This is a genomic window from Streptomyces tamarix (assembly GCF_032423885.1).
Lineage (GTDB): Bacteria > Actinomycetota > Actinomycetes > Streptomycetales > Streptomycetaceae > Streptomyces > Streptomyces tamarix.
This window is the reverse complement of sequence record NZ_JAWCTQ010000062.1, coordinates 1-14597: the sequence shown is the minus strand read 5'-3', so window position 1 is coordinate 14597 and position 14597 is coordinate 1. Positions and strand designations below refer to the sequence as shown.

Here is a 14597-nt window from a genome sequence, read left to right as displayed (position 1 = left end):
CCGGCCGGAGCCCTTCGGCCGGGCGGGCGGCGCGGCCCGGCACCGCGGGCGGCAAAGAGCGGTCACTCGGACGGGCGGACGGCCCGGTGGTCCGGCCCGGGGCGCATCACCAGCAGGTCCTCGCCCCAGGCATCCAGTACGGGCCCGTGGCCGGCCTCGCGCGCCACCGCCTCGACCCGGGCGAAGAGGCGGCGCTGGAGGCTCACGTCGCCGCTCCCCGCGACACGTCCGACCGCGTCCAGCAGCGCCCCCCTCTCCCACCCGGGCAGGGGGAACCTCTCCAGTTCCCACTCCAGGTACTTGTTGTAGGGGCGCGGACGGAGGTCGAGGGCGAACAGGAACTCCAGCAGGCAGCCGACGCTGTCGGCCGCGTCGAGACGCGCGGCGAGCAGGTGGCCGTCACGGGCGTTCTTGACCGACCGGTAGAGGGAGTTGGCGTAAGCGTCCAGTCGGCCGGCCGCCTCCCGAAATGCTTCGTCGGCACCGAGCCGCCCCTTGGCGGCGACGATTTCCGCGATCCCCCCGTCGAGCCGGTCGAGCAGGACCCGGGCCCGGGCGAGGGCGTAGCGCTCATGGCCGCCGAGCCCGCGGAACTCGTCCACCGTCATGACGACGAGATCGAGCTCCGCGGAGCGGTGGCCGTCGAGGTCCGCGAGGCCGGGGTCCGCCCCGTCCGCGAGGAGGACGTACACGTCGTGGTCGGAGTACGCGGTGGCCATGCCGTCGTGGGCGTGCGAGCCCTTGAGGACGAGCCCGACGACGTCCGGGTCGGTGGCGGCGCGGGCGACGAACGCCTCGTACGTCAGTGCGTGCTGGGAGGTCATGGGGTGCTCTCCGGTGGGTTCGACGGGGTGGACGTGCCGAGCCGCCCTCGCCGTCTCGCCGACGGGAGGGGGCGCTCCGTCTGTGGCGACCGCGACGTCGCCACCCTGAAGGTCAACGCACAGGGGGCACGCTACCCGGTGCGGACGGCCGCCCGCACCGGGGATTGCGCGGCGCATCGCGCGGCCCCGGCGCGGGGGTGGGAGGCGAACCGTCCGCCGCCGTGGCCGTCGAAAGCCCTCCCCGCGGCCGGGCCGCGCGGACGTGCGGGGCCCGTGGGGGCGCGGTGTCAGGTCCACGCCCCCACGGGCCGTCAGGAGGCCGTCGCTACGCGACGGTGGTGATGCGCGTGACCGCCTGTCCGGTCAGTTCGCGGCGGTGGGGTGCTCCGCCGTCCAGGGCGCGGTGCAGGGTGGGCCCCTCGGTCAGCGCGTCGAGCCGGCGGGCGGTGTCCGGGTCGACGTGCCGCTCCAGCAGGTGCCGGCTACGGCGCGTCCACGCCCGGGTCGGCCGCCGGCACTCCGGGCACCGCGCGGCGAGGACGTAGAGCTCCTGGGTGGGGATCAGGTCGCGGCGGGGCCCTTCGGAGAGGGCGTGGACGAGGTCGGTGACGGCTCCGCGTGCCTGCTCGGGGTCGTCGGCGCGGCCCGAGCAATGCGTACGTTACGTGCCCTCGAAGGGTACGAACGTACACTCGCGTCGTCCCGCCCCAGGTCCTCTCCCGGGCCCCAGGCTCCGAGCGCTCGACCGGCCGGTCGGCCCCGCCCCCGCGCCACCGCCCCCCCCTTCCGCACCTCCGTGTCGCCGAGCGCCCCGGAGGCGGCCCCGGCGAAGAAGGGGAAGCGGTGGCCGGCGGTTTGTTTCCCCGCCCGGCGGCCGGACACCGGAGAGGAAAGGCACGCCGATCGAGCGGTTCGAGGAAGGGCTCATGACCGAGTATCCCCAGTTGACGCAGACCGTACTGGACACCACCGGGCCGAGGGAGCTCGCCGAGTTCTACCGGCAGTTGCTCGGATGGTCGTACCGGCCCGGTGACGAACCGCCTGCGGACGGGGCGCCCGACGAGCCGGACTGGCTCGTGCTCCGCGGCCCCGGCGGGGGGAACGGGCTCGCCTTCCAACGGGTCGACCGGCTGCCCCGCACCACGTGGCCCGAGCACGACGTCCCGATGCAGCTGCACCTCGACTTCACGGTTTCGAGCCCCGCCGAGCTCCGCAGGCAGCGGGAGCGGGCGGAGTCCCTGGGGGCCGCGCTCCTCCTCGACCGGTACGACGATCCCGACGAACCGCTGTACGTGTTCGCGGACCCTTCCGGTCACCCGTTCTGCGTCTTCGTCGCCTGACCTCCGCCGGAGCTCACGGCCCGTGCCGCGAGGGAGTTCCCCGCCCCGGTGATCGGCGGGTGACCGCGCACCGCGGCGGACACGGCCGCTCCCTCGCGGTGGCGGGTCCTTCGGTGCGGCGTCGCGTGGGGACGCACTCGACGCCGCACCCGTGGAGGTGCACAGGACCGGATGGAATCACTCCCGGGCCGGTGGGGGGCGCACCGTCTGCCCCGGCCTCCGGTGACGGCGGACGGCAGGCGCACGGGTCGGCTCCGCGTCCCGTGCCCGGGGCCGCGCCGCCGGATCGGTCGTGTCGGCCGCGCGGGGCAGCGGAGGTCACAGGTAGCCGCCGACCGGGACCACGAGGACCACGCGGCGGCCGTGTACGTAGTCGCGGCGGGGACGGGTGGCCGGCCGGGCGGGGAGGTCGAACGCGTGCCGGCCCCGTCGCGCCCGGCGCTTTCCGCGCCGCCGCGGCGGGGCGGCCCCGGGGGCCGGCGCGCGCTCGTCCCACAGCGTCTCCTGCCGCCACACCAGGGGGATCGCGGTCTGCCCGTCGAGCCGCGCCGGGGGCGGGTCGGACAGCTGCTGTTCCACGGCCCGCAGCCGGGCCCGCGTCTTCGACGGAATCACGCATCCCCTCCAGTGGCGGTCTCCCCAAGTATCGACTGCCCCTTCGCCCGCCGCTCACGCCGGAGCGGTCGCGACCAGGGCGCCGCGCCGTGTCCCGGTCCGTGTCCGCGCGGTCTCGCGGGCGGTGTGCGGGCCTCCGCCACGGGCCGGGGGGCGGCACGGTACCGCGGTTCGTGAACGACGTGCTGCGGCGGCGTGGCGGGGGGACCGGTCTGTGTGACGGGCCTGTTTCCCGCATTGACGTGGCCGAATCGCGCTGCCAGCCTCGTGGACGTGAGCCAGTCAGCGAACTTCGCCGCGCGGCTGCACGTCGATCTCCGACGGCACGCCAGCGCCCTCTGTGCGTCCCCCTTCCGCGGCTGTTAGGCGTCCCGCAGGCGGGCTCGCCGTAGCCCGCCGGACATCCCTCGGCGCCGCCGTGCGGCCCGACGGTTCGGCAGCGGCGCCGGCGCGTCCACCGTTCCCCCCTCCGCCGGTGCCTTTCGCCAGTCCCCCTCCCCGTCTCCGCCGGCACGCACCGGCGTTCACCGGGGTGTTCTCCGCCCCGCGCCCGGTGCTCCCCCGCGCCCGGCGTCCGCCGCCCCGCCGGTCAGGAGCGTCCGGCGCCCGCCGTCTCCTGAGCCCTTCTCCCGCCCTGCCCGCCTCCTTTGAACAGGACGTTCCGATGAGTACGTTGTCCCCGGCGAACCGACGCCGGTTCCTCACCCTGCTCGGGCTCTCGGCGGTCACGGTCGGCTGCGGCACGGCCGTGGGCGGCGGGTCCTCCGGCGGGAACGGCACCAGGACGCTCCGCTACCAGGGGTGGGCCGGCCAGGTCACCCCCGCCGAACTCGCCCAGGACCTCGGCTACCTCGAGGACGTGCGGCTGGAGTGGGTCGGCAACACCATCAGCGGGCCGCAGGACATCCAGTCGGCGGCCACCGGCCAGACCGACTTCGGCGGCGCCTTCAACGGAGCGGTGGTGAAGCTCGCCGCGAGCGGCGCCCCCATCAAGGCCGTCATCAGCTACTACGGATCCGACGAGGACGCCTTCAACGGCTTCTACGTACGCGCCGACAGCCCGATCCGGTCCGCCCGCGACCTCATCGGCAAGAAGGTCGGCATGAACACCCTCGGCGCGCACTCCGAGGCCATGCTCGACATCTACCTCCAGCGCGACGAGGTGTCCAGGGCGCAGCAGGAGGAGAGAGAAGGAGTCGCCGTATGAACCCCGTGACCGAGGCCGGCACCGGTCTCGCCGCCCGTCCCGTGGCGCCCCCGAAGGCCGCCGCCCCCTCCCCCGACCCGGTCCCGACCCCGGCTCCGGCTCCGGCGGCGACGCGCCGCGGGTCGCCGCGGTGGGCGGCCCGGCGGCTGGCGTACGGACTGGTGAGGGCGGGCACCTCGTCGGCGGCCGTCGTCGCGCTGCTCCTGCTGTGGGAGACCGCGCCCCGCCTGGGCCTGGTCGACCGGACGTTCCTGCCGCCGTTCACCGAGGTGGCCGGGGCGTGGTGGCAGCTCGCCGGCGACGGGCAGCTCGCCGACCACGCGCGGGCCAGTCTCACCCGTTCCCTCAGCGGGTTCGGGATCGCGGTCGCGCTGGCCGTGCCCCTCGGCCTGCTGATCGGCTGGTACCGGCCGATGGCGGATCTGCTCGGACCGCTGCTGGAGGTCTTCCGGAACACCGCCGCCCTCGCGCTGCTGCCGGTGTTCGTGCTGCTGCTCGGCATCGGCGAGACGTCCAAGATCTCGATCGTCGTGTACGCCTGCGCCTGGCCGGTCCTGCTGAGCACGATCAGCGCGGTGCGGTCCGTGGACCCGACCCTGCTCCGGCTGGCCCGGTCGCTGGACCTGTCCCCCGTACGGCTGTTCCAGAAGGTGATCCTTCCGGCGTCCGTGCCGGCGGTGTTCACCGGCGTCAGGCTCGCGGGCGCCGTGTCGATCCTGGTGCTGGTCGCGGCCGAGATGATCGGGGCCAAGGCGGGACTCGGCTACCTGATCAACGCCTCGCAGTACAACTTCGCCATCCCGCAGATGTACGCCGGGATCGTCACGATCTCCGCGATCGGCGTGGTCTTCAACCAGCTCCTCGTCGCCCTGGAGCGGCGCCTCAGCTCCTGGCGGGTCCCCGCGCGCGGCTGACCGCCGGGCCCGCCCTCCCCGCACCGGCCTGCTCCGTCACGCGCCGACGCGCTCCCGTCCCGCTCGCGGACTCCTCCGCTCGTCCCTCCCACCACCCAGGACATCGCCATGCCCGCATCACCACCCCGCCGCCAACTGCACCTGAACGCGTTCCTGATGAACGCCGGCCACCACGACGCCGCCTGGCGGCACCCCCTCACCACCCCGGAGCGGATCACCGACCCGACGTACTTCCAGGAGCTGGCCCGAACCGCCGAACGAGGGCTGGTCGACTCGGTGTTCCTGGCCGACGGCCTCGCCCTGTGGGGCAACGCCCGGTACAACGCGCTGGGCGGCTTCGAGCCGCTCACGCTCCTGTCGGCGCTGGCCACCGCCACCGAGCGGATCGGTCTCATCGCGACCGTCTCGACCACGTTCAACGAGCCGTTCACCACGGCCCGGGCGTTCGCCTCCCTCGACCACCTCAGCGGCGGCCGGGCCGGTTGGAACATCGTGACGTCCGGCTCCGTCGACGAGGCCCGCAACTTCGGCCGCGACGAACACCTGGAACACTCCCTGCGCTACGAGCGGGCGCGGGAGTTCGTCGAGGTCGCCGTCAAGCTGTGGGACAGCTGGGAGGACGACGCGATCGTCCTCGACCGCGAGGGCGGCGTCTACGCGGACACCGACCGGATCCGGCCCGTCGACCACCGGGGAACGCACTTCCGGGTGCGCGGCCCCCTGAACGTGCCGCGCTCCCCGCAGGGCCGCCCGCTGCTGGTGCAGGCGGGCTCGTCGGAGGACGGTAGGGAGTTCGCGGCCCGGCACGCCGAGGCGGTGTTCACCGCGCAGCAGACCCTCTCCGACGCGCAGGCGTTCTCCAAGGACCTCAAGAGCCGGGCGGCCCGCCACGGCCGGTCCGGGGACGACGTGAAGGTCCTGCCCGGCATCTGCCCCGTCATCGGCTCGACCGAGGCGGAGGCCCGCGCCCTGGAACAGGAACTCACCGTCCTCCAGGTGCCCGAGTACGGCCTGGCGCAGCTCTCCGGGATGCTCGGCACCGACCTGACCGGGCTGCCGCTGGACGGGCCCCTGCCCGAGCTGCCGGACGAGCGGGACATCAACGGCAACAGGAGCCGCTTCACGCTCGTCGCCGACCTCGCCCGGCGGGACGGGCTCACCCTGCGGGAACTGATCGCCCGGCTCGGCGGCGGGCGCGGCCACTGGGTCGTCGCCGGGACCGCCGAGCAGATCGCGGACCGGCTCGAGGAGTGGTTCACCCAGGGCGCGGCCGACGGGTTCAACGTCATGCCGCCCCATCTGCCCGGCGGACTGGATCACTTCGTCGACCAGGTCGTGCCGATCCTCCAGGCACGCGGACTGTTCCGCACCGAGTACACCGGACGGACGCTGCGCGACCACTACGGGCTGCCGAGGCCGGCCGTCCCCCGCGCCGGTCGGCCCCGGCAGCCCGTCGCGGCCGGGGAGCCCGCCTGACCGGGCACCACGGCGGCCCCGGCGAACCCGCACCCGCACCCGCACCCGCCGGACCACCCGGCACCCGCCCCCGCCGCCGGGCCGCCGCCCGCGGCGGCCACCCACCCACCCCTCCCGTCACCTCCTGGAAGGACCACGCCGACATGACCACCACCACACCCGCCGCACCGGCCTCGCACACCCCGCCGGCCGGCTTCGAGATCCGCCGGATCGGCGGCCGGATCGGCGCCGAGATCCACGGCCTGGACCTGGCCGAGGACCTCGATCCCGCGGTCGTCGCCGGAATCGGCGACGCCCTGCTGGAGCACAAGGCCCTCGTCTTCCGCGGCCAGCACCTCGACGACGACGGGCAGCTCCGCTTCGCCTCCCTCTTCGGCAAGCTGACCACCGCCCATCCCACCGTGCCGTCCGTCGAGGGGCGACCGGAGGTCCTGCCGGTGGACGGGGGCGAGGGCATCCGCGCCAACCACTGGCACACGGACGTCACCTTCGTCCGTACGCCCCCCAAGGCGTCCACCCTCCGCGCCCTCGTCGTCCCGCCCTACGGCGGCAACACACTGATCGCCAACGCGGCCGCCGCCTACCAGGACCTGCCGGAGCCGCTGCGCGAGTTCGCCGACCGGCTGTGGGCGGTGCACACCAACGCGTACGACTACGCCGAGCCGAAGAACGCCAAGGCCGCCGAACACCGCAGGCAGTTCGTCTCCCGCCGCTACCGCACCGCCCACCCGGTCGTGCGCGTCCACCCGGAGAGCGGCGAACGGGGGCTGTTCATCGGCGGGTTCGCCCAGAGCCTCGTGGGGTTCGGGCCGTCGGAGTCGCGGGACCTGCTGCGGCTCCTCCAGTCGTACGTCACCCGGCCCGAGAACCTGGTGCGGATCGCCTGGAACCCCGGGGACCTGGTGCTGTTCGACAACCGCATCACCCAGCACTACGCCCCCGACGACTACGGGGACCTGCCCCGGCTGCTGCACCGCGTCACCGTCGCCGGGGACGTCCCCGTCGGGGTCGACGGCACACCCAGCTACGTCGTCGAGGGCGACGACGCGGCCCACTACACGCCCGTGGCGGCCTGACCGGCCCCGCCCACGGCTGCCGAAGGCCCCGGTCCGCGACCCGGACCGGGGCCCCGGTGATCACCTGTCGAGACGTCACATCCCAAGCGGTGGAATCCGGTTGAGTGTGTGGACGACTTCGTACAGGCTGTGGCGCATGCCGCGCCACCACCATTCCGAGCACACCGCCTTCCGGCTGGTGCTCATCGGTGTGCACATGCTCGCGGTCTCCGACATCGACTGTCGCTGAGCCACCGGTTCCGCCGCGGCCGTCCGCCCGGCGCCCGGACCCCGACGCAGGCACTCTCCCTCGCTTCGCCGTGCCGTCAGCGCGGACTCGCGGGCTCAGCGGTTCTCCCGCGTTTCTGATCCCTGCTGCGCGCCCACCCCTTCGTGGGCGCCGCCGCGCTGCCTTCCGACGGCACCCCACACCCCGAAAGGCACCTCCCATGCGCATGTTCGGTCCGTTGTCCCGCCGTACCGTGGCCGCTGCCGCCGCCCTGGCCGCCACGGGCACCCTGGCCGCGTGCGGCCCGAAGGACCCGGCGGCCTCCGGCGGCGGGGCGAGCGGGAACGGGCCCGCCAAGGGCGGCGCGCTCCTCGTCCTCAACTCCAGCCCGCAGGAGGACTTCGACCCCGCGCGCCTCTACACCTCCGGCGGCGGGAACGTCCCCTCGCTGGTGTTCCGCACGCTCACCACGCGCAAGCGGGCGGCCGGGGCCGAGGGCACCGAGGTCGTGCCGGATCTCGCCACCGACCTGGGCACCCCCAGCGAGAACGCGACCGTCTGGACGTACAGACTCAAGGAGGGGCTGAAGTTCGAGGACGGGTCGCCCATCACCTCCGCCGACGTCAAGTACGGCGTCGAGCGCTCCTTCGCCGCCGAACTCTCCGGCGGGGCCCCCTACCTGCGGGAGTGGCTGATAGGCGGCGACACGTACCAGGGCCCCTACGGCAAGGGGAAGAAGACCCTCGACTCGATCGAGACCCCCGACGACCGGACCATCGTCTTCCGCCTGAGGAAGCCGGTCGGCGACTTCCCCTACGTGGCGACGCAGACCCAGTTCGCGCCCGTGCCGAAGGCGAAGGACACCGGGGTGAGGTACGAGGAGCACCCCGTCTCCTCGGGCCCGTACAAGGTGGTGAGGAACACCGACGACGGCCGGCGGCTGGAACTGGAGCGCAACCCGCACTGGTCGGAGAAGCTGGACGACCAGCGCAAGGCGTACCCGGACACGATCGACGTGCGGTCCGGGCTGGACCCCGCGGTGATCAACCAGCGGCTCGCCACCAGCTCCGGCGACGACGCCCGGGCGATCACCACGGACACCAACCTCGGCCCCGCCGAGCTCGCCCGCATCGGCCAGGACGAGGAGCTGAAGGCACGCGTCGGCGTCGGTCACTTCGGCTACACCACCTACCTCGCCTTCAACCCGTCCGTGAAGCCCTTCGACCGGCCCGAGGTGCGGCAGGCCATCGCGTACGCCATCGGCCGCCGCAGCGTCGTCAACGCGGTGGGGGGCAGCTCGCTCGCCGAGGCCGCCACCACCTTCCTGCCGGAGCAGAAGGCGTTCGGCCACACGCCGTACGACCACTTCCCGGCCGGGGAGAACGGCAACCCGCGAAAGGCCAGGGAGGTCCTCGCGAAGGCCGGCCACAAGGACGGCCTGACGGTCACGCTCACCCACGCCACCGATGAGGGCGAGATCGGCTCGAAGGTCGCCGCCGCCGTCCAGCAGTCCCTGGAGAAGGCCGGCATCGAGGTCAGGCTGGAGGGCCTGGAGAAGAACGCGTACGACGAGCGGCGCTGGGACGCCGCCCGCACGCCGGGCTTCTTCATCACCCGCTGGGGCGCCGACTGGCCCGCCGGGTACCCCTTCCTCGCCCCTATCTTCGACGGGCGGCAGATCGTCAAGGACGGCGCCAACTTCAACCACGCGCGGCTCGACGACCCCGCGATCAACAAGGAGTTCGACGAGATCGGCCGTCTGACGGACCTCGACGCGGCGGCCGCGCGCTGGGGCGCGCTCGACAAGAAGATCGGTGAGCGGGCGCTGACCGTCCCCCTGTACCACCCCGTCTACCGGCGGCTCGTCGGCAAGGACATCGAGAACGTCGTCATCAGCGACTGGACCGGCGTCCTGGACATCTCGCAGGTGGCGGTCAGGTAATGCCCACGCACGACACGGTGGTGGCCCCGACGGCCCCGCCGCCCGGGGCCCGCGCCGTATGGCGGAGGCCGCGCGGCCGGCCGGCCGCGCTCGCCGCCGGCGCGGTCCTGGCGGCCCTGGTGGCCGCCGCGCTGGCCGCGCCGCTGCTCACCGCGGCGGCCGGCCAGGACCCTTACACGTACCACGACGACCTGATCGACTCGGCGAGCGGCGGGGCCCCCGTGGGGGCCTTCGGCGGGGCCGGGGCCGACCACTGGCTCGGCGTCGAACCGGGCACCGGGCGCGACCTGTTCGCCCGGCTGCTGTACGGGGCGCGCGTCTCCCTGCTGGTGGCCGTCGGCGCGACGGCCGTGCAGGTGGCGGCCGGTGTGGCGGTCGGGCTGGCCGCCGCACTCGGCGGCCGGTGGGCCGACCACCTGCTCGGTCGCGTCACCGACGTCATGGTGGCCCTGCCCGCGCTGGTCCTGGCGATCGCGCTGACCACGGTCGTCCCGCCGGACTTCCCGCGTCCGCTGCTGCTCGTCCTGGTGCTGGGCGCGCTGGGCTGGGGCGGTGTCTCCCGCGTCGTACGGGCCCAGACCCTCGCCCTGAAGGGCCTGGACTTCGTCGCGGCGGCCCGGCTGGGCGGCGCGGGCCGGTGGCGGGTCGCCCGGCGCGAGCTGCTGCCGTCGCTCGCGGCCCCCGTCATCACGTACGCGGCGCTGCTGCTGCCGGGGAACATCGTGGCGGAGGCGTCCTTGTCGTTCCTCGGGATCGGGGTGCGCCCACCCACCCCGTCGTGGGGGCAGATGCTGTCGACCGCGAGCACGTGGTTCCGCGCCGACCCGATGTACGTGCTGCTCCCGTCCGGGCTGCTGCTCGTCACCGTCCTCGCCTTCACCGTGCTCGGCGACGCCGTGCGGGCGGCCCTCGACCCGCGCGGGGCGAGCCGCCTGGGCAGGGACGCCGGACGCGCGGGGAAGAGGAGGAACCCGTGACCGTCACCCGTTTCGTCCTCAAGCGCCTGGCGGGCGCCCTGGTGGTGCTGCTCGTGCTGTCGGCGGCGCTGTACGCGCTGTTCTACCTGGTGCCCGGCGACCCCGCCCGGCTGGCCTGCGGTGAGCGCTGCACCCCGGCGCAGGTCGCCCAGGTCCGTGAGCTCCTGGGGCTGAACGAGCCGGTGTACGCGCAGTACCTGCACTTCCTGCGGGGTGTCGTCGCCGGGCGGGAGTACTCGGCCGCCGGGTCCCCGCTGCCCTGCGCGGCGCCCTGCCTGGGGTTGTCGCACCGCAACGACCAGCCCGTGACGGCGCTCATCGCGGCGGGTCTGCCCGCCACCGCCTCCCTGGCCCTCGGCGCGATGGCGGTGTGGCTGCTGCTGGGCGTCGGCACGGGGCTGGTGTCGGCGCTGCGGCGCGGCGGGCCCGTCGAGCGCGTCCTGACGGTCCTCACCCTCGCCGGCACCGGCACGCCGGTGTTCGTCCTGGGCCTGCTGCTGCTCATGGCGGTCTGCGCCCACCTCCAGTGGCTGCCGTTCCCGTCGTACGTGCCGCTGACGCAGGACCCCGAGCAGTGGGCGTGGAACATGCTGCTGCCGTGGCTGACGCTCGGGTTGTTCGAGTCCGCCAAGTACGCCCGGCTGACCCGCTCGTCGACGCTCGAAACCCTCGCCGAGGACCACATCCGCACCTTCCGCGCCTACGGGCTCGGGGAGCGCGCCGTCGTGACGCGGCACGCGCTGCGCGGGGCCCTGCCCCCGGTCATCGCCCTGTCGGCGCTGGACCTCGGCTCGATGATGGGCGGCGCGATGATCACCGAGTCCCTCTTCGGCCTGCCGGGCCTGGGGCGGCTGCTGATCGAGGGCGTCCGCTCCGTGGACCTCCCGGTGGTCGTCGGAGTCGTCCTGGTGATCGGGGCGGCGGTGGTCCTCGCCAACGCCGTCGCGGACGTGCTGTACACGCTCGCCGACCGAAGGGTGGCCCTGTCGTGACCTCCTCCCTCCTCGACGTACAGGACCTGACGGTCGACTTCCCCACCGGTGACGGCGGCTTCGTACGGGCCGTGGACGGCGTGTCCCTGCGCCTCGCGCCCGGGGAGGCGCTGGGCCTGGTCGGTGAGTCCGGTTCCGGCAAGAGCACGGTCGCCGGCGCGCTGCTGGGGCTGCACCGCGGGACCGGCGCCCGGCTGGGCGGCGCGGTGCGGGTCGGCGGCGTGGACGTGGGATCGGTGACCGGGCGGGGGCTCAGGCGGCTGCGGGGCGGGGTCGCCGCCATGGTCTTCCAGGACCCGCTGTCGGCGCTCGACCCGTACCAGGCGGTCGGCGACCAGATCGCCGAGGTGCGCCGCGTCCACTTCCCCGGTTCGTCGCGGCGCGCGGCCCGGGAGCGTGCGGTCGCCGCGCTGGAACGGGTCGGCATCCCCGACGCGGCCCGCAGGGCGCGGTCGAGGCCCCACGAGTTCAGCGGCGGCATGCGGCAGCGCGCGCTCATCGCCATGGCCCTGGTGTGCGAGCCCCGGCTCATCGTGGCGGACGAGCCGACGACCGCCCTGGACGTCACCGTGCAGGCGCAGATCCTCGACCTGCTGCACGAGGTGCGGGAGGGGACCGGCGCCGGCCTGGTGCTGGTCTCCCACGACCTGGGGGTCGTCGCGGGGAGCGTGGACCGTGTCCTGGTGATGCGGGGCGGCGCCGCGGTCGAGCAGGGGCCGGTCGAGCGGGTCCTGGGGGCGCCGGAGCACCCGTACACCCGCCGGTTGCTCGCCTCGGTCCCCCGCCTGGAGACCTCGCGCGCCTCCGTCGTGGCGGCGCGCCCGCCGCGCGGGCCCGCACCCGGTGGGGACGTGCCCGGCAGGGACGCGTCCGGCGGGGGCACGTCCGGCGGGGACGTGCTCCTCGAAGCCGTGGGCGTGCGCAAGGAGTTCGGGCGGGGGCGACGGCGGACCGTGGGCGTGGACGGCGTGTCCCTGACGGTCGCGGCGGGCGAGACGTTGGGCGTCGTCGGGGAGTCCGGCAGCGGCAAGACGACCCTCGGGCGCATGCTGGTCGGACTGCTGGAGCCGAGCGGCGGGTCCGTCCGCTTCCGGGGCGAGGAGGTGACGGGCGTGCGCAGCGGGCTCCAGATGGTCTTCCAGGACCCGGCCTCGTCGCTCAACCCCCGCCGGTCGATCGGCGAGTCCGTCGCCGATCCGCTGCGGGTCGGCGGCGCGCTCACCGACCGGGAGGTCACCGGGAGGGTGCGCGGCCTGCTGGAGCGGGTCGGGCTCGATCCCGGCTGGTACGGCCGCTACCCGCACGAGCTCAGCGGCGGCCAGCGGCAGCGCGTCGGCATCGCCCGCGCCCTGGCGCCCGAGCCGCGCCTCGTCGTGTGCGACGAGCCGGTCTCCGCGCTGGACGTGACGACGCAGGCGCAGGTCCTGGAGCTGCTGGCGGACCTCCAGCGGGAGTTGGGCCTGGCGCTGGTCCTGATCGCGCACGACCTGGCGGTGGTGCGGCAGGCCAGTGACCGGGTGGCGGTGATGCGGCGGGGAGCGGTGGTCGAGCAGGGCCCGCCGGACACGGTGTACGACGCGCCCCGGCACCCGTACACGAAGGCGCTGCTGGCCGCGGTCCCCGTCCTCGACCCGGTCGAGGCGGCGGCCCGGCGGGCGGGCCGCCGGGCCGCCGCGCTCGACGCGGTGGGGGCGTGAGGGCGCCTCCGCCGGCCGGGCCGTCCCGGCCGGTGGGGGCCGGCCGCCCGGACGCGGCCGGCGCGCCGCACGTCCGGCCCCGCCCCCGCGTGCGGCGCGTGGTCACCCGGGGGCCACGGGAAGCCCCGCCGCCCGCCACGCGCGGAACCCGCCGACGAGGTCGGTGGCCCGGGACAGCCCGATGGTCCGCAGGGAGGCGGCGGCCAGCGAGGAGGCGTACCCCTCGTCGCAGAACACGATCCACCGGATCCCCGTGGACGTGGCCTGCGGCAGCGCCCCCTCGCTGGCCGGGTCGCACCGCCACTCCAGGTGGTTGCGCTCGATGACCAGGGCGCCCGGGATGCCGCCCTCCGCGCGGCGCGTCGCCTCGGGCCTCGTGTCGACGAGCAGTGCCCCGTCGTCCCTCACGGCCCTCCACGCCTCCTTCGGCCCCAGCCGGTCGAGTCCGGCCCGTACCTCGGCGAGATGCCGGTCGATGCCGGTCATCCGTCCACCTCCTCGACGCGGTCGGTCACCAGCCGCCCGTCGGGCAGCTGCCGGTAGTACGCCATGCTGGTCAGCGACGGCGCGTAGGCGTGGATGCTCACCGCCGGCACGGGTCCCTCGTTCGTCACCTGGTGGACGTGGCGCGGTCCGAACGCCCGCACCGCTCCCGCCGCCAGCCGCCGCGGCACCGGGTGCACCGGGTACGACGTCGGCGGGAAGACCCGTTCGGTCAGCTCCCCGCGCACCACGGTGAACGCCCCCTTGGAGCCGCCGTGCCCGTGGATCTCGGTGCCCTGCCGGGGCAGCCAGGTGAGCAGCCACACCTCGTGGGTGGCGGTGCGCTCCAGGCGCGTGTAGTACCGGTCGGGGCTTTCGAAGCGTACGTACGGGAGCCACAGCTCCGCGCGCGCCGCGATCCGCTCCACGAGCTCCCCGAGCCGTACGGGACCGGGAGAGGGGGCGGCGGGCGCGGGAGACGGGGAGGCGGGCGCGGGGGCGCCGGGGGACGGCACGACGAACATGGGGGTTCCCTGGGTGTGGAGGCGGGCGGTACGGAGAAGGAGCCGCGCCTCGGAACACCGGGGGCGCGACCGTCAGGGACGGCCGCTACGACACAGCGCACTGGCCACGCGGACGAGGTCCACGTGGTGCCGCGCGAAAAAGCGCCTGCTGGTCGGCATGCGCAGCAGGTTCTCAGCCGGACGCGCCACGGGTCAAGACGGTCGGCGTGTCGCCTCTCTGCGCGCCCCCGCCGCCGGGACGCCCCGTCGGCGGCCGGGCGGTGGCGGGGGCGCGCCCCCGCAGGGTCCGCCCGAACCCCGCCCACCCACCCCCGCGGGCACC

General features: G+C 74.9%; 14 protein-coding genes and 1 pseudogene. 10 read left to right on the top strand and 5 right to left on the bottom strand.

Annotated elements, in window-relative coordinates; translation table 11 throughout:
• Positions 1-62: 62 nt before the first annotated feature.
• Positions 63-824 carry a hypothetical protein gene (locus RND61_RS30255; protein WP_315881354.1) on the bottom strand — a complete coding sequence of 254 codons (762 nt, stop codon included), beginning with the start codon at positions 822-824 and terminating at the stop codon, positions 63-65.
• A 325-nt stretch (positions 825-1149) separates the two neighbouring features.
• Positions 1150-1461 (bottom strand): annotated as a pseudogene (locus tag RND61_RS30250) (TetR family transcriptional regulator); the annotation flags it as partial.
• Positions 1462-1750: 289 nt separating this feature from the next.
• Here RND61_RS30250 and RND61_RS30245 point away from each other — a divergent pair.
• A complete protein-coding gene (locus RND61_RS30245; protein WP_315881353.1) occupies positions 1751-2164 on the top strand; it encodes a VOC family protein in 414 nt (137 codons plus the stop codon).
• 318 nt (positions 2165-2482) lie between these two features.
• Here RND61_RS30245 and RND61_RS30240 read toward each other — a convergent pair whose 3' ends face one another.
• A complete protein-coding gene (locus tag RND61_RS30240; RefSeq protein WP_315881352.1) occupies positions 2483-2779 on the bottom strand; it encodes a hypothetical protein in 297 nt (98 codons plus the stop codon).
• A gap of 664 nt (positions 2780-3443) precedes the next feature.
• Here RND61_RS30240 and RND61_RS30235 point away from each other — a divergent pair.
• The 9 genes from RND61_RS30235 (at position 3444) to RND61_RS30195 (ending at position 13268) form a co-directional block, all read left to right on the top strand.
• On the top strand, positions 3444-3986 hold the full coding sequence (locus tag RND61_RS30235; RefSeq protein WP_315881351.1) for an ABC transporter substrate-binding protein: 543 nt from the start codon (positions 3444-3446) through the stop codon (positions 3984-3986).
• Complete coding sequence (locus tag RND61_RS30230; RefSeq protein WP_315881350.1) at positions 3983-4900, top strand: ABC transporter permease; 918 nt, start codon at positions 3983-3985, stop codon at positions 4898-4900. Before RND61_RS30235 ends, RND61_RS30230 begins: the two co-directional genes overlap by 4 nt.
• 108 nt (positions 4901-5008) lie before the next feature.
• A complete protein-coding gene (locus RND61_RS30225) occupies positions 5009-6376 on the top strand; it encodes an LLM class flavin-dependent oxidoreductase (RefSeq protein ID WP_315881349.1) in 1368 nt (455 codons plus the stop codon).
• Positions 6377-6519: 143 nt separating this feature from the next.
• Entirely contained in the window at positions 6520-7452 is a 933-nt protein-coding gene (locus RND61_RS30220; RefSeq protein ID WP_315881348.1) for a TauD/TfdA dioxygenase family protein, read from the top strand.
• A 106-nt stretch (positions 7453-7558) separates the two neighbouring features.
• Entirely contained in the window at positions 7559-7681 is a 123-nt protein-coding gene (locus RND61_RS30215) for a hypothetical protein (RefSeq protein ID WP_315881347.1), read from the top strand.
• Positions 7682-7880: 199 nt separating this feature from the next.
• Positions 7881-9602, top strand: coding sequence for an ABC transporter substrate-binding protein (locus tag RND61_RS30210; RefSeq protein ID WP_315881346.1), 1722 nt, complete (start codon positions 7881-7883; stop codon positions 9600-9602).
• A complete protein-coding gene (locus tag RND61_RS30205) occupies positions 9602-10579 on the top strand; it encodes an ABC transporter permease (RefSeq protein ID WP_315881345.1) in 978 nt (325 codons plus the stop codon). The genes RND61_RS30210 and RND61_RS30205 overlap by 1 nt, the downstream gene beginning before the upstream one ends.
• On the top strand, positions 10576-11571 hold the full coding sequence (locus RND61_RS30200) for an ABC transporter permease (RefSeq protein ID WP_315881344.1): 996 nt from the start codon (positions 10576-10578) through the stop codon (positions 11569-11571). Before RND61_RS30205 ends, RND61_RS30200 begins: the two co-directional genes overlap by 4 nt.
• Positions 11568-13268, top strand: coding sequence for an ABC transporter ATP-binding protein (locus tag RND61_RS30195; RefSeq protein WP_315881343.1), 1701 nt, complete (start codon positions 11568-11570; stop codon positions 13266-13268). The genes RND61_RS30200 and RND61_RS30195 overlap by 4 nt, the downstream gene beginning before the upstream one ends.
• A gap of 102 nt (positions 13269-13370) precedes the next feature.
• Here RND61_RS30195 and RND61_RS30190 read toward each other — a convergent pair whose 3' ends face one another.
• Positions 13371-13754, bottom strand: a complete 384-nt coding sequence (locus tag RND61_RS30190) for a rhodanese-like domain-containing protein (protein ID WP_315881342.1) — start codon at positions 13752-13754, stop codon at positions 13371-13373.
• Positions 13751-14275, bottom strand: a complete 525-nt coding sequence (locus RND61_RS30185; protein WP_315881341.1) for a cysteine dioxygenase — start codon at positions 14273-14275, stop codon at positions 13751-13753. Before RND61_RS30185 ends, RND61_RS30190 begins: the two co-directional genes overlap by 4 nt.
• Between the last annotated feature and the right edge of the window lie 322 nt (positions 14276-14597).